Below are 22176 nucleotides of genomic sequence, written 5' to 3' on the forward strand. Positions count from 1 at the left end.
GTGGCCCGCACCGAGTACTACGACGACCCGAACGCGCCCGAGCCGAACAGCATGGTCGTCGCCGCATCCGCCGTCGTCACCGACGACCATGGGCGCATCCTCCTCCAACGCCGCCGCGACAACGACCTATGGGCACTGCCCGGCGGCGGCATGGAGTTCACCGACTCCCTGCCAGGCACGGCCGTCCGCGAAATCAAGGAAGAGACCGGCCTCGACGTAGAGATCACCGGCCTGGTCGGCACCTACACCGACCCGAAGCACATCATCGCCTACACCGACGGCGAGGTCCGCCGACAGTTCAACGTCTGCTTCACCGCCCGCATCACCAGCGGCCGGCTGGAGATTTCCGACGAGTCGACCGAGCTCCGGTTCGTGCCTCCGGACGAGATCGAGCAGTTGCCGATGCACCACACCCAACGACTCAGGCTCCAGCACTTCCTGGAACACCGCGAGAAGCCGTACCTGGGCTGAACCGCCTGACGGCAGTAGCGACGGCAAAACCCACGGATTTCCCCGCACAGCCACGGACACCAGCGGAACCCGAAACCGCCGCTGATCTGCGAATACGCAGATAGAGAGGGGTCGCGTAGCACACGTACTATGTGCTGGCGGGGCAGACTCCGGTTCTGGTTCATAATTCCGGAGGGGCGTGCAAGGAAGTAACCCCGCCTAGCTTCGACAGCTTCGAAGAAGCCCGCAACAAAGCGCTTGATCTGTTGGGTGAGGTTGATCCAGCTACTCGGCAGCCGTACATCGGACGTCTCGAATCTGCGCCGACGACCTACGGCAAGGTAGTGGGATTCACTACTCGGGTTAACGGTGAATTCAAGAGGTTCAGGATGGATTACGATCCAGTGAAGGGTCCCCATATCAACGTGGAAGTCGGCAAGGGGGATTCGGCGCGTAAGTGGGCAGTGCCATGGAATGGAACGGAAGACGATTTCGCGAGAATGCTTGGCGGTAATTCGTGACGCTCGACGATTTATACGGAACCAGGCCGGACCTCCTGCCCAAATCTATGGTTCGAGTGGTTCGTGCAGATCAGCAGGGTGGCCGACGGCTGACTTGGGTTGGCCGGCCGGGTGTGCAGCTGCTGAACCTGGATCAGCATCTCCAGTACGAGCGCGAAAGCCTCAGTCATTACCCGCGCAGCTCTGACGGTGCGATCTCGTGGGGCGCGGTGGCTGATGGTTTGGTGCTCAGCTCGATGGAGTCTGGTTCCATCGAGCTGAGCGCCGTAATCCAACAGTTCGCCCCGAGGGCTGACAGCCTCATCTTTTTCTGGGAGAGCTTGGCGGTTCCGAGTGTAGAGATGGGGCTTGAATTCTCCATCTCTCGCCTGCTGGATATTGCAGAATCCGTACCGGAATTCTGGATCTATTCCCCGGGTGATCGCATTGTGGTGGAGAGTTCGTTCTCTGGCGTAGTGACTGTGGCTCATATTCCTGTGGAAGAAGATGGCCAGAGTCCTGCGTAACGCCGTTTGACGGCAACGCTGACGGCAACGTCAGCGGACGACCACCGCTGAGGGCGGCGGCTCTTCGGAGTCGTCGCCCTCGGCCAGTGCCTCGCTCAGGGTGTCGATGGCCTGGCGCTGGAGGCGGAGTCGGACGTGGGCGTAGACGCCAGCGGTGACGCCGATGTGGGCGTGGCCGAGGGGTTCCTTGATGACGACTAGGTCGACGCCCTGTTCCAGGAGCAGGGTGGCGGTCGAGTGACGGAGATCATGGAAGCGGATCGTCCGGAGCCCAACGCTATGGAGAAGGCGACGGAAGCGGCGGGTGAGGTTGCCGGGGTCGAGTGGCCTGCCCTTCGAGGTGGTGAAGACGAGCCCGTTGTCCGTCCAGCCTGTTCCGGCTACCTGACGCTCTCCCCGCTGCCGTTCCTGGTGGAGCTTGAGGGAACTGATGCATTCGGTGGGGAGGGCGATGCGGCGTTCGGAGGCGAGGGTCTTGGTGTTCAGGGCAGTCAGACCCTGGCTGCGGGTGCGCTGGAGGGAACGGTGGATGGTGGCGGTTCCGCCGTCCAGGTCGAGGTCTTCCCAGTGGGGGCCGAGGAGTTCGCCCTTGCGGAGTCCGGTGCGCAGGGCGAGTTCGTGCAGGGCATGCAGCCGGTCGGCGCGCCGGCCGACTGGAGGAACTGTCGGGCTTCGGCGGCGGTGAGGGGCTGGAAACGTCTGGGGCGGGGCGTGGTCGTCTTGACGTTCCGGGCGACGTTGCGCGGCAGTTCGTCCTCGCGGACGGCGTGTTCCAGGGCGGACTTGAGGACCGCGTGGACGTACGTCACGGTCAGCGGTGAGAGCCGCTTCTCGCAGCACTGGCCGATGGCGCAGCAGGACCGCCGAACAGCGTCCTGTCCCTGGGCGCAGCACTGGCAGGTGGTGCGGAGTCCGTCGAGGAAGGAGCGGACGTCGCGGGTGGTGAGCCGGGCGAGCTTTTTAGCGCCGAGGCCGGGGTTGAGGTGGAGGCGGATGGAGGCGGCGTATCGGGTGTGGGTGTTCTCCCGGAGGTGGTGAACGGCGACGCCGTCGAGCCAGTACGCGAGGTAGGCGCTCACGGTGCTGTCGGACGTCGCGACGGGGAGGCCGCGGTTGCTGGCGGCGATCCTTTCGGTGAGCTTGCTCATCGCATCTTTGCGGGTGGCGCCGTAGACGCGGACGCGCTTGCGGGTGTTGCCGGGGGCGAGGACGTATCCGGCGGCTTCCCATCGTCCGTCCTTGCGCTGGTAGACGGTTCCGTCGCCGTTGGCCCGGGAGCGGCGGGAGGAGGTGGGGCGGGGTGTGGTCATCAGGCGGCGTCCTGTTCGAGGCGGGTGCGGATGAAGGCGGTGAGGGCGTGGGCGGGGATGCGGCGGGCGCGGCCGAGGGTGATCGAGGCGAGTTGGCCGGAGCGCAGCAGGTCGTAGACGGCGAAGCTGCCGAGCTGGAGGCGGGCCATGGCCTGGGGCACTGTGAGCAGATCCAGCGCCGGGGCCGCTTCCGTGTGGAGGACGGCGAGCGGGGGGTGAAGTCATCAACAGCCCCCTTCGGCCGCGAACTGCCTGCGATGCCAGACGTCGGCGGCGAGGAAGGCCGTGCCGCGGCTGTAGCCCGAGCCGAGGTAGGCCCAGCGGCCGACGACGAGCGTGGTCGTCGGGTCGGACTCGGGCAGGCCCGCCTGCGTGCGGGCCTGTTCGACCCGCCACGCGCGGCGGGTGTCGCCAGCTCAGAGTCGTGGAGTAGCTGCGAGGTCCCGTGGGGGAGGAACGTGGCGCCGCGTCCCTGGCAGGGGCGGCAGAACAGAGCCCGGTCGAGGGTGCCGGAGGCGTCGGCGGACCTTGGTGGCGCACTTGGCCACGTAGGCGGCCACGGCCTGGTCGGTGAACTCGGCGTCGGTGCCGAAGGCCCCGATCTCGCGTACGTCGAGTTGCTGGCCCCAGCCAAGTGCGCGTTCCCCGACCGCGTCGGAGGCGACGGAGATGCGGGCGCGAGGTGCGGCGGCCCTGATGGCGTCGGTGAGCAGGGCGACGGTGGACGTTCGAGGGCAGGGTCTGAACTCTGGCGGGGTCGTCGAGGGGGATCACGGCGTGGAAGCGGACCAGGTCACGCTTCTGGTGGTCGGTCACTTTGGCGAAGGGCACCCGCAGAACCGTGCGGGCGGCCTTCTGGGTGAGGCCGAGCCGGGCGGCGAGCTCGCCGCCGCAGGGGGGTGGTGGAGCGGGCTCACAGGGCTCCCGTGTGGGCATTGGAGAGGATGGCGCCCCCGTAGTTCTACGTCGTCAGGTTGAGCAGCGTGCCCAGCCATGGGCCTGTGGGTTCGTGGTGAGTGCCGCAGCGGCAAGGCCGGTGTCGGGGTTGTGGAGGGGACCGAAGGAGAGGGTGGTGAGGGTGGCGGAGGACGGGGATGCGGAAGGTCTTGCCGCCGGTCAGGTCGGCGCGCATGAGGTGGTAGGTGTCGGCGGCCCAGAAGCGGGAGTACGCCGGGCAGCGGGAGGTGCGGCAGTTGCCGCACGTGGTGAGCAGGTTGCCCGTGGGCTCGGTATCGGTGGAGTAGGAGCGCAGAGCTTCGCCGGTTGTGGCGTCGAGGGTGGGGTGCGGCCGGGGCAGCGTACGGGTTCGGTGCAGCCGCCGAGGGGTTCGATCTGCTGCCGTGCGCGGTCGAAGTAGGGGTGGTTGACCAGGTGGAGCAGGTCCCGTACGGCGGGGCTTGCCACGTGGCGCAGGCCCAGAGTGACGATTCGGGCGTGTTCTTCGGTTCGGTGGGTGACCCCGAGCAGCAACCAGCCACTCATGTGTTTTCGCGGAACGCCACCTGGGGCGGGAGAAAGGCGGGAGGTTGGCCCTGGCGGCCGGGTAGTTGCGGCTGAGGGGCGCGAGCCGGGCATCCGCCGCCGCGACTCACGGGAAGCGGCCGGTCGGTCTCGTCCCACGAGGCCGGGCCCGGGCCGCTGAGCGCCTCGGGCCTGGCCTCGTGGAGGACTGCTAGGCGTCGAGGTCGGACATGTCGAGCACGAAGCGGTAGCGGACGTCGCTGTCGGCGAGGCGGTTCAAGGCTGTTTCGATCTCGCTCGACGGAAGGATTTCGACGTCGGCCGCTATGCCGTGCGCGGCGCAGAACCCGAGCATTTCGATGGTCTGCCGCAGCCCTCCTGTGCCGGAGGAGGTGAGCTTCTTGCGGCCGGCTCCCAACTCCCAGAGTTTCGGGCCCGCCAGCAGGGGGTTCCCGAGGACGCACAGGGTCCCGTCGAGGCCCAGCATGCCGATGAGTGGCGTGAGTTCGTGGTCGGCCGGGATGGTGTCGAGGATGAGGTCGAAGCGGCCCTGTGCGGCGGCTGTCCGGGCTTCGTCGGTGGTGACGAGCAGTCCGGCCGCCCCCAGGCTCAGCGCGTCGGGCTCCTTGGCCGCGCTGCGGCTGAGGACGGTCACTTCGCTTCCCAGCGCGGAGGCGAGCTTCACCGCGAGGTGACCGAGTCCCCCGAGGCCGGCGACGGCAACGCGGCTGCCAGGACCGACACCGGCGGCCCGCAGGGGTTCCCACACGCTGACACCGGCGCACAGGAGGGGTGCCGCGGAGGCCGGGGCGAGTCCGTCGGGCAGGTGGAACGCGAACTTCTCGCGCAGGACGTACTCGCGGCTGTAGGCCCCCTTGGTGGGGGTGCCGTCCACACGGTCGGTGCCGCCGTAGGTCGGGGTCGCCTGGTTGTAGCAGTAGTTCTCCTGCCCGGCCTCGCACATGGCGCACTCGCCGCACGAGTCGATGATCGTGCCGATGGCGACCCGCTCGCCCACGGCGAAGCCGGTGACCGCCGGGCCGGTGGCGACGACGACGCCGGTCGCCTCGTGGCCGGGAACCAGGTCCTTCTCTCCGAGCATCCCGTGGATGCGGTGCAGGTCGCTGTGGCAGACACCGCAGTAGTCGATCCGCACGGCGATGTCGTCGGGGCGCAGGTCGCGCCGCTCGATGGTGACGCGCGTGAGGACGTTGCTGTTCGGGTCGAGGCTCTGCAAGCCGGTCGTGGTCCTCATGAGCACAGCTCCTTCTCGTCGATCCGGAATCTTCATTCACTTTAGCATGATGCGGAATGACGATTCCGTTCTGAGTACACTGGCTCCGTGAGCCCACGACCCAGCAACTCGGCCAGGCGGCGCGCCCCGCGCCGGGATGCCCTGCGCAACGACGCCGTCGTCATCAACGCCGCGCGCGCGGTCTTCGCCGAGCAGGGGCCGCAGGCCAGCATGGAGGCCATCGCCTCCCACGCCGGTCTCGGCGTCGGCACGATCTACCGGCGGTTCGCCGGTAAGGACGCCCTGCTCGACGCCGTCGCGCACCTCTTCGCCGAGGAACTGGACCAGGCCGCCGCGGCCGCCCTCGCGGAGCCTGATCCCGCCGCCGGCCTTGAGGGGTTTCTCGATTTCGTGGGGGCGTTCCACGCCGAGAAGCGCCGGTACGCGGCCGCCTTGACCGACCGGATCCCGGAGGACGACGACGTGAGCGCGCGGACAGCGGACCGCGTCCGGCAGCTCACGCGGAAGGCGGTCGACGCGGGGCACCTCGCGCACGAGGTGACAGCGGAGGACATCAAGTCGCTCGTCGTCGCGCTGAGGGAAGTGGTCGCCGCGTCACCAGAGGGTGACGATGCCCCGTGGCGGCGGTTCCTGCGCATCCACCTCGCCGGACTCCGCGCCGGTTGATCGCGCGGGCGGTGGCCGCGCGCTGAAGAATGCCGGTCCACCCCCGTCACGGCCGCGTGACCGGGGCCCTCGTCTCTGCCGACAGCGCTCGCGGGCCCCGCACCCAGGGGCTGGGGCAGTGGGTTCGGAGCGACGGCCTGTGCAACGGGGAGTTGCCCCGGTGGCGTCGAGCTGCTCCCCACCGGGGTCCCGCACCGGCCGCAGGGCCGAAGTCCGGTTCGCCCGTGGAGGGTTCGAGGTCGATGGCAGGCCACGGCGCGCGTTCGGCGGTGGCGCTGCTCTCCGAGGTGCGGTCGGGCGGCCGCACGGTGTTGTTGCCCTTCCCCGCCGCAACCCGATCGGGGCCGGGGTCGTCTCCGCACGTGGCGTAGGGGGTTCGGGTACGGCCCGAGTGCGTCCGTGCGGCGCATCGGTCCACGGTCTCGCTACCTCATCCCCCTTCAGGAGCGGTTGCGGCTACCCGGGTTGAGGGGCTGTGTGTGAGGACGGCGTACCGGGCGGGCTCGTGGTCCCTCTTCCGCGTAGACGCGCGCGGACTTCCTGGTGGCGGGCACCAAACGGGGCTATGAAACGGCTGACGGGCCCCGTGCCGGGAGGGGCCGGGGTGCCGATAGCCGTCCGTGCCGCCTCGCCCCGCCTGTCCGTTCCGCTTCGCACGGCTTTGCTCGTACGTCCGTACGGCTTGTCGCGCGGAGCGCTGAAGACCGGGTTCCGGCCGGAGTGCGGCGGCCGGACCTGGGCAGGCTAAACAGTCCGGCGGGCGACTCCGAGGGCCGCCCGTCGGGCCCACCGGAGAGCGGGCCCGCGACAGGGAGAGTACGCATGGCCGTCAAAGGGATCGATGTCAGCAGCCACCAGGAGTCGTTCGACGCGGACGGCATGGCCTTCGTCTTCGTGAAGGCCACCGAGGGGCGCACCTACACCAATTCGCGCCAGCGGGCGCAGGCGAAGCGGGCGAGGGACGCGGGTGCCGTCGTCGGCTTCTACCACTTCCTGTGGCCGGGCAACATCCAGGCGCAGGCCGAGTACTTCGTCGAGCAGTGCGCGAGCGTCCCGTACGACCTGCTCGCCTGCGACTGGGAGTACACGGGCGACGGGACCGCGGCGAGCAACAAGGAGAAGGACCAGTTCCTCAAAGCGGTGCAGAAGTTGCGCGGTTCCAACCACCGCGTGCTGCTCTACTGCAACCGCGACTTCTGGCTCAACAGGGACACGACCTCCTTCGCGGCGGACGGCCTGTGGATCGCGGACTACAACGGCAAGCCGGGCAAGCCGGGGATCAAGGCGCCCTGGCGCATCCACCAGTACACCTCCGAGCCCATCGACACGAACATCGGCAACTGGGAGGACAGGCCCGCCCTGAAGAAGTGGGCGAAGGGCTGAGCCGGAGGACGGGTCGCAGTCCGGTCCGCTGAACCCGCGGGGCGTCCGGGCCCCGTGCGGCGGTCGGCTGCCGCGGGGCGCCCGGCCACCGTGGGACAGCGGGCCGGAGGCGCGGCGGCCGGGCATGGGGGCGGGCAGCCCCCGGCCCGGCCTCCGGGCCCGTCCAAGCCCCGCCCCCCCGCCGTGCCGTTCCCCTCGGATGCCGAACGTTGCCCCGTAGCGGACCGTGCGCCAGCCCGTACCTCCAGCCCCACCGCCTTCAGGCCCCCGCCACCGCCCTCACCGTGCTGGGAGCGCCCTCACCGTGCCGAGAGCGGGCTCAGCGTCATCGGGCCCACGCCGCCCTCCAGCATCGCGCCGAGGCCCTGGACCGCGCACATGCCGGGGTTCTCCGCGATGCGGATCGGCATCCCCGTGGCCTCCTTGAGCATCCGGTCGAGACCGGGCAGGAGCGCACTGCCGCCGACCGCTGTGAGGCCGCCCTCGGCGAGGTCGGCGACGAGGTCGGGCGGGCAGGAGCGCAGGACGCGGCTGATGCCGTCGAGGATCGTGGTGAACGGGGCGCTGATCGCCTCCCGCAGGGCCGCCGTGTCCACCGTGACCGAGCGGGCCAGGCCCGTGACGGCGTCGCGGCCGTGGATCTCGGTGGTCCCCGTGCGCGGGTCGGCCGCGTCGACGGCGAGGCGCAGCGGCCGTACGGACTGCGTGGGGAGCAGCAGGTCGTGGCGGTGGCGCAGGTGCGAGACGATCGCGTGATCGATGGCGTCGCCGCCGACGGGGAGCCGCTGCGCCGTGACGATCGCGCCGAGCGAGAGCACCGCGATCTGCGTCGTCGCGGCGCCGCACGCCATGATCATCGTCGCCTCGGGCCGCTCCACGGGCAGCCCGCAGCCGACCGCCGCCGCGATGAGCGTGTCCACGAGTTCGACGCGCCGGGCACCGAGTCCGACCAGCGTCTCGACGGTCGCGCGGCGCGCGAGCGGGTCGGACTCGTGCGGCGTGCAGGCGGCGGCGCGCAGCCGCGGCTTGCGGCGCAGCGCCCGGCGCAGCTTGTCGCCGAGCAGGTGCCGCAACATCCGCTGCGCCATGTCCACATCGACCACCGTGCCGCCCGACACGGGCCGCACGACGCGGATGTACTCGGGGGTGCGGCCCGTCATCTGCTGGGCGAAGTCGCCGACCGCGATGAGCCCCCCGGTCCGCGTGTTGACGGCCGCGACGCTCGGCTCGTCGACCACGATGCCCTGGCCCTTCACGAACACCCTCGTGCGGGCGGCGCCCAGATCGACGGCGATGTGGCAGCGGCGCAATTGCTCCAGGCTGACGGTCACGGCCTTGCCTCCCGAGGTACGGACCGGAAGGAGCCACCGGTCGGCGCCCCTGTGCACGAGGGTGGTCGTCCCCCGTCCCGGCTGCCCGCCGGGCTGGGCCGATCGGGTCGCGGCGGAACGGGTGAAGCGCTTCGGCTTGCGCCGGACGAGGGGTGCGGTAACGGGCGCACCACGTGGCCGGGCGTTACCGGCCAGGCCGGACCGGCTGTCAAGATCGCGTCGGGGGTGCGCGCCGGGCGTGGCCTGATCCTTTCGCTCCCGCCCCGGTCCGCCCGCCCGGCCCCCGTGCCGCCCCGGACCGGCGCGCACCGGAGGAGCGGCCCCCGTACGGCGCCATCGCCGCCCCTGTACGTCCGCGCGGCCTCCCGCGCACGAGATGACTGAAACCCATGCGCCGCGACTGACCTGCCCGTTGGCGGCAATGTGCCATGGCCGCTTTCCGCCAGTACTCCGCAACTCTCCCGTAATACAGCGCGCTTCACACTCTTCCGCAGTGCGTCCCACCCCCTGGCCGCGCTGACGAAGAGAGGGCTTCCATGACCAGATCCGCTCCCCTGTGGCGCAGAGCCGGGCTGCTGCCGGCCGGGCTCGCGCTCGCCCTGCTCCCCGGCACCGCGCTCGCCCACGCCTCCGGCCCGGCCACGGCGGACTCCGCCCCCCGCGCCGCCGACCGCACCCGCACCGCCCAGGCCACCGCGACCGTCACCCTCGTGACCGGCGACCGGGTCACGCTCACCCCGCTCCCCGGCGGCAAGCGGACCGTGACGGTGGACCGCGCCCCCGGCGCCACCGGCACCGTCCGTACCGAGGAGGCCGACGGGCACGTCAGGGTCGTCCCCGCCGAGGCGGAGCCGTACCTCGCGCAGGGGAAGCTCGACCCCAGGCTCTTCGACGTCACCGAACTCGTCGCCCAGGGTCTCGCGGGCAAGGCGGGCAAGGCGCCCGCGCCGCTGCCCCTCATCGTCACCGGGACGGCGGCGAAGGCCCGGTCCCGTACCGTGCCCACGGCTCCGGCAGGCGCCACCCGCGTCCGCGCGCTGCCCAGCATCGGCGCGACCGCCGTGACGGTGGAGAAGCCGACGGCCTTCTGGAAGAGCCTCACCGGGAGCGCGAACCAAGGCGCCGAGCGGAACGGGACCGCGCGGTCCTTCTCCGCGGGCACCGGCGTCGGAAAGGTGTGGCTCGACGCGAAGGTCAAGGCCGACATGGCCGAGTCCAACGCGCAGATAGGCACCCCGCGGGCCTGGCAGGCCGGGCTCACGGGCAAGGGCGTCAAGGTCGCCGTGCTCGACACGGGCATCGACCCGGACCACCCCGACCTCAAGGGCCGCGTCGTCGCGAGCAAGAGCTTCATCGAGGGCCAGGAGGTCGCCGACCGCAACGGTCACGGCACGCACACCGCCTCGACCGTGGGCGGCGGCGGCACGGCCTCGGACGGCAAGGAGAAGGGCGTCGCCCCGGACGCCGACCTGGCGATCGGCAAAGTCCTCAGCGACGAGGGCGAGGGCAGCGAGTCCCAGATCATCGCGGGCATGGAGTGGGCCGCGAAGGACCTCGGCGCCAAGGTCGTCTCGATGAGCCTCGGTTCGACCGAGGCGAGCGACGGCACCGATCCCATGGCCCAAGCCGTCAACACGCTCACCGAGGAGACCGGCGCGCTCTTCGTCGTCGCCGCGGGGAACGCGGGCGGCGCGGGCACGATCGGCTCGCCCGGTGCCGCCGACGAGGCGCTCACCGTCGGCGCCGTCGACTCCTTTGACCAGGCCGCGTACTTCACGAGCAAGGGCCCGCGCTTCCTGGACAACGCGCTCAAGCCCGATGTCTCGGCGCCGGGTGTCGACATCCTCGCGGCGCGCTCCTCGCTGGTCCCGGGCGAGGGCGCGTACACGAAAATGAGCGGCACCTCGATGGCGACGCCGCACGTCGCGGGCGTCGCGGCCCTGCTCGCCCAGGAGCACCCCGACTGGGACGCCGCGCGTCTCAAGAACGCGCTCATGTCCACGTCGAAGACCCTCGACGCCTCCGCCTACGACCTCGGCGCGGGGCGCGTCAGCGTCCCCGAGGCGACGACGAGCCCGCTCACCGCGACCGGGAGCGCCGACCTCGGCTTCTTCTCCTGGCCGTACGAGGACAACAAGCCGGTCACGAAGGCCCTCACGTACACCAACGAGTCCGGCAGCCCGCTCACCGTGCGCCTCTCCACGAGCGACGTGCCCGAAGGGACCGTCACGCTCGGAGCCACCGAGCTGACCGTCCCCGCGCACGGCAGCGCGCACACGACCGTCACGGGTGACGGCGCGGGCGCCCCCGTCGGCCAACTCTCCGGACAGGTCCTCGCGAAGGACGCCGACGGCACGCTCCTCGCCCACACCGCCTTCGGCCTCGTCAAGGAGGAGGAGCGCTACACGCTCACCGTCCACGTGAAGGACCGCGACGGAGCGGCGACCTCCGCGCGTCTCGCCCTCCAGACCCTCAGCGCGGGGGCCGACACGGTGCCCGCGACGGTCGGCGCGTCCGGCACCCTCGCTCTGCGCCTCAAGCCGGGTGCCTACGCGCTGAGCACCTTCCTCGACGTGCGCGGCTCGCACGGCAAGGACTCGCTCGGCCTCGGCTACCTCACCGCGCCCGAGATCACCCTCGACCGCGACCGCGAGATCACCCTCGACGGCCGCACGCTGCGGGAGATCAGCACGAGGCTCCCTCGCGCGACGGAGACCCGGCAGCTCGTCATGGAGGCGACGCGCTCCGCGAACGGATCCACCTACACCGCGCAGGCGCAGGTCCCGCTCACGTACGACAGCGTCTTCGCCACGCCCACCGCGAAGCCGAGCCACGGCACCTTCGAGTACCGCACGGTGTGGCGGCTCGGCGCACCGTCGCTCACCGCCAGGGCGGGCGGCGACGCGGTCTCGGAGCTGACCCTCCAGCCCGGTTCGGGTCTGCTCGACGGGAAGCTGAACACGAGGCTCCTCGACGCGGGCAACGGCTCGGCCGCCGCGTACGAGGGCAAGAAGGCCAAGGGCCGCGCGGTGCTCGTCCACGCGGACGAGACCCTCGACCCCGCCGGCCTCGCGCAGCACGCCGCGGACGCGGGCGCCGCGGCGCTGCTCGTGACCGACGACGCACCGGGGCGGCTCATGGCCTTCTTCGGCACCGCCGACGGCGCCGACCGCGCCTTCCCGGTCGCGACCGTGAACGCCGCCGACGGGAAGACCCTCACGCGCGCCGCGAAGAACGGCGGGAAGCTGAAGCTCACGGGGACGCCGAACGCCCCGTACCTCTACGACCTCTCGGCCGGCCACCCGGGCGCGATCCCCGACAAGGACCTCACGATCGCCCCGCGGGCGAAGGACCTCGCCACGGTCGAGACGACGTACTACGGCGCGAAGGCCCAGTCGGGCGGCGAGTTCCGCTACTCGATCACCGACGCCTTCCCGATCGGCGTGGGCTTCCTGGAGCGGGCCTCCTTCCCCGGGACGCGCACCGACTACGTCTCGACGGGCAAGGACCTGCGCTGGCACGAGACCGTGCAGGCGGGGCCCCAGTTGACGCTGGAGGAGCGGGGCGGGCTCGCCGACTACCCGGCGGGCAAGAAGACGAAGCTCGACTGGTTCCAGCCCGTCCTGCACCCCTATCTCGGCACGGGGCTCGGCTGGGGCCAGACCCGCAGGGGCGACGACCTCGCCTTCAACACGCCCGGCTGGGGCGACTCGGGCCCCGACCACACGGGCTTCGGCGACGTGTGGAGCGACGACTCGATGACCCAGACGACGCAGGTCCAGGTCGACGGTGAGACCGTCACCCAGGCGACGAGTTCCGGCGCCTACGTCTGGGACGCCGATCCCGCCGAGCACACCTACAAGGTCATCACCGACACGACGCTCGACCCGAAGGTGTGGGGCACCGGCGTCAAGGGCCATTCCGCCTGGGAGGTCCGCTCCGCCGGGACGCCCGCGGACGTCGAGACGACGCTGCCGATGATCAACCTGAACTACGCCATCGACACCGCGCTCGACGGCTCGGTACGGGCCGGCAAGCGGCTCCCGCTCGCGCTCACCGGCGCGTACGTAGCGGGCGCGAGCGGCACCGGGAGGCTCACGACCGGCGCGCTCGCGGTCTCGTACGACGCCGGGAAGACGTGGCAGCAGGTCGGCCTCACGAGGAAGGGCGATACCTGGAAGGGCCGGCTGAGCGTGCCGCGCGACGCGCGGACCGTCTCGCTGCGGGCCTCGGTGCGCGATGACAGGGGCGGCTCGGCCACGCAGGTCCTCACGGACGCCCTGAACGTGCGGTGAGGCCGGGGGTGCCCGCGAGGGACACCCCCGATCCGCACAACGCGGCGGCGCCGCCTCCCCGTGGGACCGGGGGAGACGGCGCCGCGCTGTGCCTGACGGGTGACGTCAGACGAGCCAGCCCACGACGTGGATGAGGCCGGCGAGGATGTCGGTGAGGAGGTTCATCGTGTTACTGCCTTCTCTTTCGGTACTGCGTGGGACGTGCGGACCCCTGTGGCAGGGGTCCTTGGGACAACGAACTCCCCGGTGCGCAAAGGGACATGTCCGCCGGGGACTCCGGCGCCGGTAACGGTATGCATCCCGTCGCTGGCGCCCCGTAAGCATCTGACGTACCGGTAGCCCGAGGCAACTTGAACGGGATTGATCACCTTTACGGGCGAGTGTCCGGCCCGGTGTTCGAATCTTCGTGCCTTGGGGACCGGCGCGTGGCGGTCTGGAGCAGGCCCCAGGTGAAATCGACGAGGTATGGGGCCGTGCCCCCGTCCTCGGGGACCTCGACCAGGAGCCGCGTCCGCGTCGGCGCCGTGCCCTCCAGCGGGCGCGCGGGCGGGAAGGCGGCGGCGACCTCGTCCACCGTCGCGGTCCACGGGGCGAGATCGGCCGCGGCGCGCAGGACGGGCGCGGGGTGCCCCGGCGCCCGGACGAGCCAGGCGTTCCAGGCCCGCCCGTCCGGGCCGAGCAGCACCTCGAAGCGCAGCGCGGGCCAGAGCGGGAGCGGCCAGCGCAGCGCCTCGCACTCCAGGTCCCCGAGGCGCACGCGGGCACGCGCCTCCGGTTCCCCGAGCGCGGCGCGGTAACGGGAGGCCTCGCCCCGCCCGTACCGTCCGTGCGCGCTCGCCTGCCAGCGCCGGTTCGCCTCGCGCATCCGCGCGGCGTCGGCGCCCAGCTCGCGGCGGGCGCGCTCGACGAGCGCCGGGTGGAAGTCCTGCATACGGCGCAGCAGGACGAGGGTGAGGTCGAGGGGAGTGAAGGAGGGCACGGGGCCTCCGTCGTGGTGAGGGGCCGGTACGGGGACGGGCTCAGTCTTCCCGCGCCGGCCCGCTCCCGCCCCGCGCCTCCGCGTCCTCGCCCAGCATCCGTCGCAGCAGCCCCCGCAGCACGAGCCGCTCCTCCCGGCTCAGGTCCGCGAGCGGCTCCCGCGCGAAGTCGAGCCCGTCGCGCAGGCTGCGCGCGAGCCGCAGGCCCTCGTCCGTCGACGCCGCGAGCTTGACCCGGCGGTCGTCGGGGTCGGGGCGGCGCTCGACGAGCCCGCGCGTCTCCAGGCGGTCGATGATCCCGGTCACGTTCGAGGGCTCGCACTTCAGCGTCCGCGCGAGCCGGCGCATGGGGAGCGGTCCGAGGGACAGGAGGCTCAGTACCCGGGCCTGCGCCCCGGTGAGCGCGTGCGCCGCGGCGGCCCGCTCGTACTCCTCGTGGTACCGCCCGACGACCGCGCCGATGAGCTGGACCACCTCCAGGGTGAGGGGGTCGCGCGGGGCTGTGGCGGGGAGTGTCATGCCTTCATCGTACCGATGTGCTTGACATAGTGAAATATTCATGCGCATGTTTGTTTCAGCTCATGAAACAAATTCCCCGCAGGAGGCACCCCGCATGACCACCCTTCCCGAGTCCGGCCGCGCCTGGCACCTCGTCCGCCGCCCGCAGGGCTGGCCGGTTCCCGAGGACTTCGCGCTGCGCGAGGCCCCCGTGCCCGCTCCCGCCGAGGGCCGGGTGCTCGTGCGCAACCTGTACTTCTCGGTCGACCCGTACATGCGCGGGCGCATGAACGACGTGAAGTCGTACACGCCGCCCTTCGCGCTCGACGAGCCCATGACGGGCGGCGCGCTCGGCCAGGTCATCGCCTCGGAGGCGGAGGGCTTCGCCGAGGGCGACTACGTGCTGCACTTCGCGGGCTGGCGGGAGTACGCCTCCGTCCCCGCCCAGCACGCCACGAAGGTCGACCCGGACGCCGCGCCGCTCTCCGCCTACCTCGGGGTCCTCGGCATGACGGGCCTGACGGCCTACGCCGGGCTGCTGCGCGTCGCCGCCTTCAAGGAGGGCGACGCGGTCTTCGTCTCCGGCGCGGCGGGCGCGGTCGGCAGCGAGGTGGGGCAGATCGCGAAGCTCAAGGGCGCCTCGCGCGTCATCGGCTCGGCGGGCTCGGACGAGAAGGTCGCCTGGCTCGTCGACGAACTCGGCTTCGACGCCGCCTTCAACTACAAGAACGGCCCCGTCGCCGACCAGCTCAAGGAGGCCGCGCCCGACGGTATCGACGTCTACTTCGACAACGTCGGCGCCGACCACCTCGAAGCCGCGATCAGCCGCGCCAACCTGCACGCGCGCTTCGCGATCTGCGGCATGATCGCGCAGTACAACGTCACGGAGCCCCCGGCCGCCCCGCGCAACCTCGGGCTGGTCATCGGCAAGCGCATCCGCATGGAGGGCATGCTCGTCCAGGACCACGCCGACCTCCAGGGCGCGTTCGTCGAGGAGGTCTCCGCCTGGGTCCGCGACGGCAGCCTGAAGTACCGCGAGACCTTCGCCGACGGCATCGAGAATGGCGTCGAGGCGTTCCTCGGCCTGCTGCGCGGCGAGAACACGGGGAAGATGATCGTCGACCTGACGTGAGACGACGCCGACCGGCGAGGGCGGGGGCGGGGGCGGGCGGGCGAAGCCTGCCCGCCCCCGGGCATGCGGGGTCGGCCCCCGCCCCGCGCGTGCGGGGTCGGCCCCCGTTTCGGGCGGGCGCGGGAGATCCGCCCCCGCCTCGGTTTCTCCCGGCGTGCTCACGCCCGGTAGGGTCCGGCCATGCGTGAACTCGCCCTCGGATTCCGGTACCTGGTCGAAGGCCAGCGCTGGGCAGGCAGGCACGGCAAGCGGTACGGCGTGGCCCTGCTCCCGGGGCTCATCACGCTCGTCCTGTACGCCGCCGTGCTCGTCGCGCTCGCGCTGTGGGGCGGTGATCTCGTCGCGTGGGCCACGCCGTTCGCCGACGACTGGGAGTCGCCGTGGCAGGGGCTCTTCCGGGGCGCGCTCACCGTCGTGCTCTTCGCGCTCGTGCTCCTCGGCTGCGTGCTGGGCTTCACCGCCGTCACACTCGTGATCGGGCAGCCGTTCTACGACGCGCTCTCCGAGGAGGTCGACCGCGAGATCGACGGCTTCCCGACCGAGTCCGGGCTCTCCCTGGGGCGTGAGATCTGGATCTCCGTGCGGGACGGCGTCCGCATCCTCGTGCGCGCCGCGATCTGGGGCGTGTGCCTCTTCGCGGCCGGGTTCCTGCCCTTCGTCGGGCAGACGGTCGTCCCCGTGATCGGCTTCTTCGTCACCGGGTTCTTCCTCGCCGAGGAACTCGCCTCGATCGCGCTCGCCCGCCGCCGTGTGGACCTGCGCGAACGACTCGCGCTGCTCCGCGGCCGCAAGCGCCTGACCTGGGGATTCGGTGTCCCGCTCGGTCTCGTCTTCCTCGTCCCCGTCGTCGCGGTCTTCCTCATGCCGGGAGCCGTCGCGGGCGCCACGCTGCTCGCGCGGGACCTGCGGGGGGAACCGCTGGAAGCGGTCGCGGGCGAGGAGAGGCCCACCGTCGAGCCGCGCTGAGCACACCTCGCGGAAGCGGCGCGGACGTCCCGCCCCCGCCGGGATCCCTCACCCGCCGCGCGGACGGTCCGGAGGCGGCGTACTCCGCCTTGCCGCCCGGTACGCGTCAGGGGCGGTCAGTACCGCGCGGGGCGGAACCCCGGCGCGACCACCGCCCGGCGTGGCGGCTCAGGCCCTCGGCCGGTCCGCGTCCGCGCCCTCCAGGAGGCGCAGGAAGTCGCGGAACGCGGCGCTCATGTCCACGGCCTCGGGGTCCAGGAGCCACTGGTACTGGAGGCCGTCCATGACCGCGACCATCAAGGTCCCGGCCTGCTCCGGCGTCAGGCCGCTCGGCAGCCGCTCGCCGTACGCCGTGCGCAGGACGGAGGTCATGTTGCCCCGCACCACCACGTACCGCCGCGTGAAGAAATCCCGCGCCGGGTGCGCGTCCGTCACGCTCTCGCCGAGCAGCGCGCTGAAGGTCTGCACGACCCCCGGGCGCATCGCGTTGTAGTCCACGAGCGAGGAGAGCAGGTCCAGGCGCCAGGAGTCGCCCGGGATCGCGTCCCACTGGTCCCGCTCGGCGAGCAGCGCGACGAGCAGCGCCTCCTTCGTCGGGAAGTAGTGCAGCAGCCCCTGCTGCGTCAGCCCCACGCGCTCCGCGACCGCGCCGAGCGTCGCCCCCCGGTAGCCGCGCTCCGCGATCACCTCCAGCGTCGCCCGCAGGATCTCCGCGCGCCGCTCCTCGCCCTTGGCCCTGACCATCCGCCGTGCACCCCTCTCGCCCGCCGCGCCGGTGACCGGCCCGGGAACTCTCGCCCGCCGGGCCCCTGCCCGGCCCGGGAATCCCGCTCCAGCAGGACCGTACGGCATCGCTATGTCACGTAAAAATAACGTCCCCTACCGGTCTACAGGTCGCGGGTGCAAGATGAGTGCGCGCTCCCACCGACCCGGGGGCGCGGCCCCCGCAGCCGGCAGACAGCGACCACGAGGAGTACGGCCGTGACAGGTGCGTCCACCCGACCCGAGCCCCAGGTCACCCCCGAACAGCAAGCCGCCCACGAGGCCGCCGTCGAGACCGCCCTCGCGCGGCTCGACCTCGACACGAAGACCCGGCTGCTCGCCGGGCAGGACTTCTGGTCGCTGCCCGCGATCCCGGAGATCGGCCTCGACTCGCTCGTCGTCTCGGACGGCCCCATCGGCGTACGCGGTGTGCGCTCCACCAGCGAGGACCCCTCGCTCGCGCTCCCGTCCCCGACCGCTCTCGGCGCCACCTGGGCGCCCGAGATCGCCGTCCGCGCCGGACAGGTGCTCGCCCAGGAGGCCCGCCGCAAGGGCGTCCACGTGCTGCTCGCGCCCACGGTCAACCTGCACCGCTCGCCGCTCGGCGGGCGCCACTTCGAGGCGTACAGCGAGGACCCGTACCTCACCGGGGCGATCGGCACCGGCTACGTGCGCGGCGTGCAGTCCGGCGGCGTCGGTACGACCGTCAAGCACTTCGTCGGCAACGACGCGGAGACCGACCGCTTCACCGTGGACAACCGCATCGCCCCGCGCCCGCTGCGCGAGCTGTACCTGGCCCCCTTCGACGCCATCGTCGCGAACGCCCACCCCTGGGGCATCATGACCGCCTACAACAGGGTCAACGGCACGACGATGACCGAGCACCGGTACCTCGTCAACGAGGTCCTGCGCGGCGAATGGGGCTTCGACGGCGTCAACGTCTCCGACTGGACCGCCGCGCGCGACACCGTCGCCGACGCCCACGGCGGCCTCGACCTCGCGATGCCCGGCCCGAAGACCGTCTACGGCGAGAACCTGGCCGCCGCCGTGCGCGCGGGCGACGTCGAGGAGAGCGTCGTGGACGCCGCGGTACGCCGTGTCCTACTCCTCGCCGCCCGCACCGGGGCCCTGAAGACGACCGAGCCCGTCGTCCCCGCCGCCGCGCTCCCCGCCGAGATCGACGGCGAGGCGTTCGCGCGCGAACTCGCGGCGCGCTCCTTCGTCCTGGTCCGCAACGAGGACGCCGCCCTCCCGCTCGCCCCCGGCACCCGCGTCGCCCTCAGCGGCGCCGCGGCCCGCGAGGCGCGCGTCCTCGGCGGCGGCTCGGCGACCGTCTTCCCCGCGCACGTCGTCTCGCCGCTCGACGGCCTGCGCGCCGCGCTCCCCGAGGGCGCCCTCTCGTACGAGGTCGGTGCCGACCCGAACAACGAACTCGACGTGGCGGGCCAGGGTTTCGCCCTGCGCGCCGTGTGCCGCGACGAGGCGGGCGAGGTCCTCGCGAACGTCCCGCTCGCGAGCGGCCACATCCAGTGGATGGGCAGCGACCTGCCCGACGGCGTCACGTACGACACCCTGCACTCCATTGAGGTCACCGGGACCTTCACGCCGCGCGAGAGCGGCGAGCACGTCTTCGGCACGCGCGGCATCGGCGGCTTCAAGGTCGCCGTCGCGGGCCGCGAGCTGTTCGACGGCCTTGTCGAGATGAGCGCGGCGAGCGACCCCTTCGAGGCGTTCTTCGGCCAGCCCACCGAGCGCGGGCGCCTGGAACTGACCGCGGGCGAGCCCGTCGAACTGAGCGTCTTCCACACCGTCGCCAAGCCCGAGGGCCTGCCCATCCAGGCGGTCGGCTTCACCGTCCTGCACCAGAACCCCGTGCACGACCCCGACGAGCTGATCGCCCGCGCCGCCGAGGCCGCGCGGGCCGCCGACACCGCCGTCGTGGTCGTCGCGACGACCGAGCGCGTCGAGTCCGAGGGCTTCGACCGCGCCGACCTCCGGCTGCCGGGCCGTCAGGACGACCTCGTCCGCGCGGTCGCCGCCGCCAACCCCCGTACGGTCGTCGTCGTCAACGCGGGCTCGCCCGTCGAGATGCCCTGGCGCGACGACGTCGCCGCCGTGCTCCTGAGCTGGTTCCCCGGCCAGGAGGGCGGCGCCGCGCTCGCCGACGTCCTCACCGGCGCCGCCGAGCCCGGCGGGCGCCTGCCCACCACGTGGCCGGCCGTCCTGGAGGACGCCCCCGTCGTCAACACGACGCCGACGGACGGGAAGCTGGAGTACACCGAGGGCGTCCTCATCGGCTACCGCGCCTGGGAGCGGGCGGACCGCACCCCCGCCTACCCCTTCGGGCACGGCCTCGGCTACACCGACTGGACGTACGAGTCCGTCACCGTCGAGCCCGCCCCCGAGGACGGACTCACCGTCACCGTGCGGGTCCGCAACAGCGGCAGCCGGACGGGCCGGGAGACCGTGCAGGTGTACCTCGCCCCCACCGAGCCCGGCACGAGCCCCGCCACCGAGCGTCCGGCGCGCTGGCTCGCGGGCTTCGCGCAGGTCGAGGCGGCCCCCGGCGAGAGCGCCGAGGCCGTCGTGCGGGTCGCGCGCCGCGCCTTCGAGATCTGGGACGAGGCGCGTGGCGCGTGGCACCTCGTACCGGGGGACTACGGCGTCGAGGCCGGGCGCTCCGTGCGGGACCTGCGGGTCGCCGCGGCAGTACGGAAGGGCTGACGCCCGGCGCCGCACACGGACCGGCCGCCCCCGGGAGTGCCTGACCGCTCCCGGGGGCGGCCCCCTGCTCCCGCGCCCGTCCCGGGGCTGTCCCCGGGCGGGCTCAGCCGGAGGCCGTGATCCGCTCGTAGGCGATCCGCGCCAGCGTCGCCTGACCCGCGCGGCTCGGGTGGAACCAGTCCCAGCGGCTCAGCTGGCCCGCCGTGAAACGGGTCGCGTTCGCCGCGCCGCCGTCGTCCCTGCACAGCTTGTCCTTCGCGCAGATCTCCTGGACGGCCTTGTTGTACTCGTTCACGCGCTGCTCGACCTTGTCCCTGCGCTCCGTCGCCGCCTTGTCGAGCGCGTCCGGGTCGCTCAGCATCGACGGGCAGATGCCGAGCTTCCACACCTCCTTGCCGAGGTCGCTCGTGCGCCCCAGCTCCCACAGCCGCTTGAGGTCCGGGATGCTGGAGAAGTACACGCGCGCGTCCGGCGCCCGCTCATGCAGCGTGTCGAGCGCCTTCTCGATGTCCGCGCGGTACTCGGCCACGGGCGTCATCGCGTCCACGGTGGAGCGGCACGCGTCGTTCGCGCCGATGAGGACCGTCACCAGGGCGGGACGGTGCTTCGCCGCGGCCTTCATCTGCTCGGGCAGCGCCTCCACCCGGGCGCCCGACTTCGCGAGGTTCCACGCGTGGTCCTCGACGTCCTTGCCGCCGAGCAGCCGCCACGCCAGCGAGTCCACGTCCTTCTCGGTTCCCGTGGACCACGACACGGCGGGGCAGTCGGCGAGCACGGAGCAGGCGTCGAAGCCGCGCGTGATCGAGTCGCCCACGGCCGCCACGGATGAGGGATGCCGGTCCCAGCCGGTCGCGGGCGGTGTGCTCATCACCTCGCCGGGCGGGCCCGGCCGGCCCGAGGAACCCGAGCAGGCGGGCAGCAGGGCGAGCAGGGCGGCCGTACCGGCGCCCGCGAGGACACGGCCGGTGCGGCGGCCGGTACGGGGGAGCGCGGCACGCGGACGGGGGAGCGGCGCACCCGTGCGGGGGAGCGCGCGGTGTGCGCGGGGGAGCGCGCGCAGGACTCGTACCGCCGTGGCCACCTTCCGCATACGCGGGCTCCTTCCTTCGGCACGCCGGACCCGGGGGCGTGCGCCCCGGCGCCTCGCCGGGCGCCCTGGCGGGTGAAAGCCAGGTGCTCGTAGTGCTGAGGTCGACGGTACGTCACACCAGGGGCGTTCCCGCAGGGTAGTTTTGCCCGAGGCGGCGCATGTCACGCCCCGGCGGGTTCCGGCGGGGCCGGCACGGCGACCGCCCCGGCCCGGTGACGGCCCGCTGTTCCCGGTCGGCTACATTGCATCACGTCACTTCTGTCCCATTTGGGAAGAATGCTCGGCACGGGCGCGAGGGGTCTGGCACCTCGTCCCCCACAGGAGGTACCGGTGACGACGACACGTGGAGTCCTGTACGTGCACTCCGCACCGCGCGCGCTGTGCCCGCACGTCGAATGGGCCGTGGCGAACGTGCTCGGCGTGCGGGTCAGCCTCGACTGGATCAGACAGCCCGCCGCGCCGGGCACCTGGCGCGCCGAGTTCTCCTGGCAGGCCGAGACCGGCACCGCCTCCAAGCTCGCCTCAGCGCTGCGGGGCTGGCAGCTTCTGCGCTTCGAGGTGACGTCCGAGCCGACGCCGGGCGTCGAGGGCGAGCGGTACAGCGCGACGCCGGACCTGGGGATCTTCCACGCGGTCACCGGCGTGCACGGGGACATCCTCATCCCGGAGGACCGGCTGCGGGCCGCCGTGGCGCGGGCGGGGGCCGGTGAGAGCGTGCTCGCGGACGAGGTCCACAAGCTGCTCGGGAAGCCGTGGGACGACGAGCTGGAGCCGTTCCGCTACGCGGGGGAGGGAGCGCCGGTGCGGTGGCTCCACCAGGTGGTGTGAGCCGGGGCCGGGGGCTTCGCG

Annotated in this window: 18 protein-coding genes and 1 pseudogene; 9 read left to right on the plus strand and 10 right to left on the minus strand. The window is 72.2% G+C overall.

Going from position 1 to position 22176, the window contains the following annotated elements:
- Positions 1–471 carry an NUDIX domain-containing protein gene (locus tag IF99_RS0106565; protein ID WP_030995394.1) on the plus strand — a complete coding sequence of 157 codons (471 nt, stop codon included), beginning with the start codon at positions 1–3 and terminating at the stop codon, positions 469–471.
- Positions 472–967: 496 nt separating this feature from the next.
- Positions 968–1477, plus strand: coding sequence for a hypothetical protein (locus IF99_RS0106570; protein ID WP_158716580.1), 510 nt, complete (start codon positions 968–970; stop codon positions 1475–1477).
- Positions 1478–1507: 30 nt separating this feature from the next.
- Here IF99_RS0106570 and IF99_RS30590 read toward each other — a convergent pair.
- From IF99_RS30590 to IF99_RS0106590, 5 genes and pseudogenes are all read right to left on the minus strand, one after another.
- Positions 1508–2787 (minus strand): annotated as a pseudogene (locus IF99_RS30590) (tyrosine-type recombinase/integrase).
- The gene (locus IF99_RS0106580; protein WP_051703400.1) at positions 2787–2936 is read right to left on the minus strand and encodes a hypothetical protein; all 150 of its coding nucleotides are present in this window, start codon (positions 2934–2936) and stop codon (positions 2787–2789) included. Before IF99_RS0106580 ends, IF99_RS30590 begins: the two are co-directional and overlap by 1 nt.
- Positions 2937–3203: 267 nt before the next feature.
- Positions 3204–3500 carry a replication initiator gene (locus IF99_RS35555; protein WP_324604365.1) on the minus strand — a complete coding sequence of 99 codons (297 nt, stop codon included), beginning with the start codon at positions 3498–3500 and terminating at the stop codon, positions 3204–3206.
- A gap of 248 nt (positions 3501–3748) precedes the next feature.
- Positions 3749–4261, minus strand: a complete 513-nt coding sequence (locus IF99_RS35560) for a replication initiator (protein ID WP_324604366.1) — start codon at positions 4259–4261, stop codon at positions 3749–3751.
- A 198-nt stretch (positions 4262–4459) separates the two neighbouring features.
- Positions 4460–5503 (minus strand): NAD(P)-dependent alcohol dehydrogenase, encoded by a 1044-nt coding sequence (locus IF99_RS0106590; protein WP_030995397.1) that lies wholly within the window; start codon positions 5501–5503, stop codon positions 4460–4462.
- An 87-nt stretch (positions 5504–5590) separates the two neighbouring features.
- Between IF99_RS0106590 and IF99_RS0106595 the strand changes: the two genes are divergently transcribed.
- The gene (locus tag IF99_RS0106595) at positions 5591–6169 is read left to right on the plus strand and encodes a TetR/AcrR family transcriptional regulator (protein WP_030995398.1); all 579 of its coding nucleotides are present in this window, start codon (positions 5591–5593) and stop codon (positions 6167–6169) included.
- Positions 6170–6991: 822 nt separating this feature from the next.
- Positions 6992–7552, plus strand: a complete 561-nt coding sequence (locus IF99_RS0106600; RefSeq protein ID WP_030995399.1) for a glycoside hydrolase family 25 protein — start codon at positions 6992–6994, stop codon at positions 7550–7552.
- Between the two features lie 299 nt (positions 7553–7851).
- On the opposite strand, the gene IF99_RS0106605 is transcribed toward IF99_RS0106600, so the two are convergent.
- Positions 7852–8883, minus strand: coding sequence for a rod shape-determining protein (locus IF99_RS0106605; protein ID WP_030995400.1), 1032 nt, complete (start codon positions 8881–8883; stop codon positions 7852–7854).
- 536 nt (positions 8884–9419) lie between these two features.
- Here IF99_RS0106605 and IF99_RS0106610 point away from each other — a divergent pair.
- Complete coding sequence (locus IF99_RS0106610) at positions 9420–13178, plus strand: S8 family serine peptidase (RefSeq protein ID WP_030995401.1); 3759 nt, start codon at positions 9420–9422, stop codon at positions 13176–13178.
- A 370-nt stretch (positions 13179–13548) separates the two neighbouring features.
- Here the strand turns inward: IF99_RS0106610 and IF99_RS0106615 are convergent, their stop codons facing one another.
- Positions 13549–14157, minus strand: a complete 609-nt coding sequence (locus tag IF99_RS0106615) for a hypothetical protein (RefSeq protein WP_030995402.1) — start codon at positions 14155–14157, stop codon at positions 13549–13551.
- Between the two features lie 40 nt (positions 14158–14197).
- Positions 14198–14674, minus strand: a complete 477-nt coding sequence (locus IF99_RS0106620; RefSeq protein ID WP_051703393.1) for a MarR family winged helix-turn-helix transcriptional regulator — start codon at positions 14672–14674, stop codon at positions 14198–14200.
- A gap of 94 nt (positions 14675–14768) precedes the next feature.
- Here IF99_RS0106620 and IF99_RS0106625 point away from each other — a divergent pair, with 94 nt between their 5' ends.
- On the plus strand, positions 14769–15785 hold the full coding sequence (locus tag IF99_RS0106625; protein WP_030995404.1) for an NADP-dependent oxidoreductase: 1017 nt from the start codon (positions 14769–14771) through the stop codon (positions 15783–15785).
- A gap of 180 nt (positions 15786–15965) precedes the next feature.
- Positions 15966–16751, plus strand: coding sequence for an EI24 domain-containing protein (locus IF99_RS0106630; protein ID WP_030995405.1), 786 nt, complete (start codon positions 15966–15968; stop codon positions 16749–16751).
- A gap of 168 nt (positions 16752–16919) precedes the next feature.
- On the opposite strand, the gene IF99_RS0106635 is transcribed toward IF99_RS0106630, so the two are convergent.
- Positions 16920–17495, minus strand: a complete 576-nt coding sequence (locus tag IF99_RS0106635) for a TetR/AcrR family transcriptional regulator (protein ID WP_030995406.1) — start codon at positions 17493–17495, stop codon at positions 16920–16922.
- Between the two features lie 237 nt (positions 17496–17732).
- Between IF99_RS0106635 and IF99_RS0106640 the strand changes: the two genes are divergently transcribed.
- Positions 17733–20237 (plus strand): glycoside hydrolase family 3 protein, encoded by a 2505-nt coding sequence (locus tag IF99_RS0106640; protein ID WP_030995407.1) that lies wholly within the window; start codon positions 17733–17735, stop codon positions 20235–20237.
- A gap of 103 nt (positions 20238–20340) precedes the next feature.
- Here the strand turns inward: IF99_RS0106640 and IF99_RS0106645 are convergent, their stop codons facing one another.
- Positions 20341–21327, minus strand: coding sequence for an SGNH/GDSL hydrolase family protein (locus IF99_RS0106645; RefSeq protein ID WP_030995408.1), 987 nt, complete (start codon positions 21325–21327; stop codon positions 20341–20343).
- A 276-nt stretch (positions 21328–21603) separates the two neighbouring features.
- Between IF99_RS0106645 and IF99_RS0106650 the strand changes: the two genes are divergently transcribed.
- Positions 21604–22155 (plus strand): DUF3145 domain-containing protein, encoded by a 552-nt coding sequence (locus tag IF99_RS0106650; protein WP_051703394.1) that lies wholly within the window; start codon positions 21604–21606, stop codon positions 22153–22155.
- Positions 22156–22176 lie beyond the last annotated feature (21 nt).

This window comes from Streptomyces sp. NRRL F-5630 (genome assembly GCF_000719475.1).
Lineage (GTDB): Bacteria > Actinomycetota > Actinomycetes > Streptomycetales > Streptomycetaceae > Streptomyces.

Coding starts and splice junctions, on each gene's coding strand:
- IF99_RS0106610 (WP_030995401.1), top strand. CDS start 9,420: ATGACCAGATCCGCTCCCCTGTGGCGCAGAGCCGGGCTGCTGCCGGCC.
- IF99_RS0106580 (WP_051703400.1), bottom strand. CDS start 2,936: ATGGCCCGCCTCCAGCTCGGCAGCTTCGCCGTCTACGACCTGCTGCGC.
- IF99_RS0106645 (WP_030995408.1), bottom strand. CDS start 21,327: ATGCGGAAGGTGGCCACGGCGGTACGAGTCCTGCGCGCGCTCCCCCGC.
- IF99_RS0106650 (WP_051703394.1), top strand. CDS start 21,604: ATGCTCGGCACGGGCGCGAGGGGTCTGGCACCTCGTCCCCCACAGGAG.
- IF99_RS0106590 (WP_030995397.1), bottom strand. CDS start 5,503: ATGAGGACCACGACCGGCTTGCAGAGCCTCGACCCGAACAGCAACGTC.
- IF99_RS0106625 (WP_030995404.1), top strand. CDS start 14,769: ATGACCACCCTTCCCGAGTCCGGCCGCGCCTGGCACCTCGTCCGCCGC.
- IF99_RS0106620 (WP_051703393.1), bottom strand. CDS start 14,674: ATGACACTCCCCGCCACAGCCCCGCGCGACCCCCTCACCCTGGAGGTG.
- IF99_RS0106600 (WP_030995399.1), top strand. CDS start 6,992: ATGGCCGTCAAAGGGATCGATGTCAGCAGCCACCAGGAGTCGTTCGAC.
- IF99_RS0106630 (WP_030995405.1), top strand. CDS start 15,966: ATGCGTGAACTCGCCCTCGGATTCCGGTACCTGGTCGAAGGCCAGCGC.
- IF99_RS0106635 (WP_030995406.1), bottom strand. CDS start 17,495: ATGGTCAGGGCCAAGGGCGAGGAGCGGCGCGCGGAGATCCTGCGGGCG.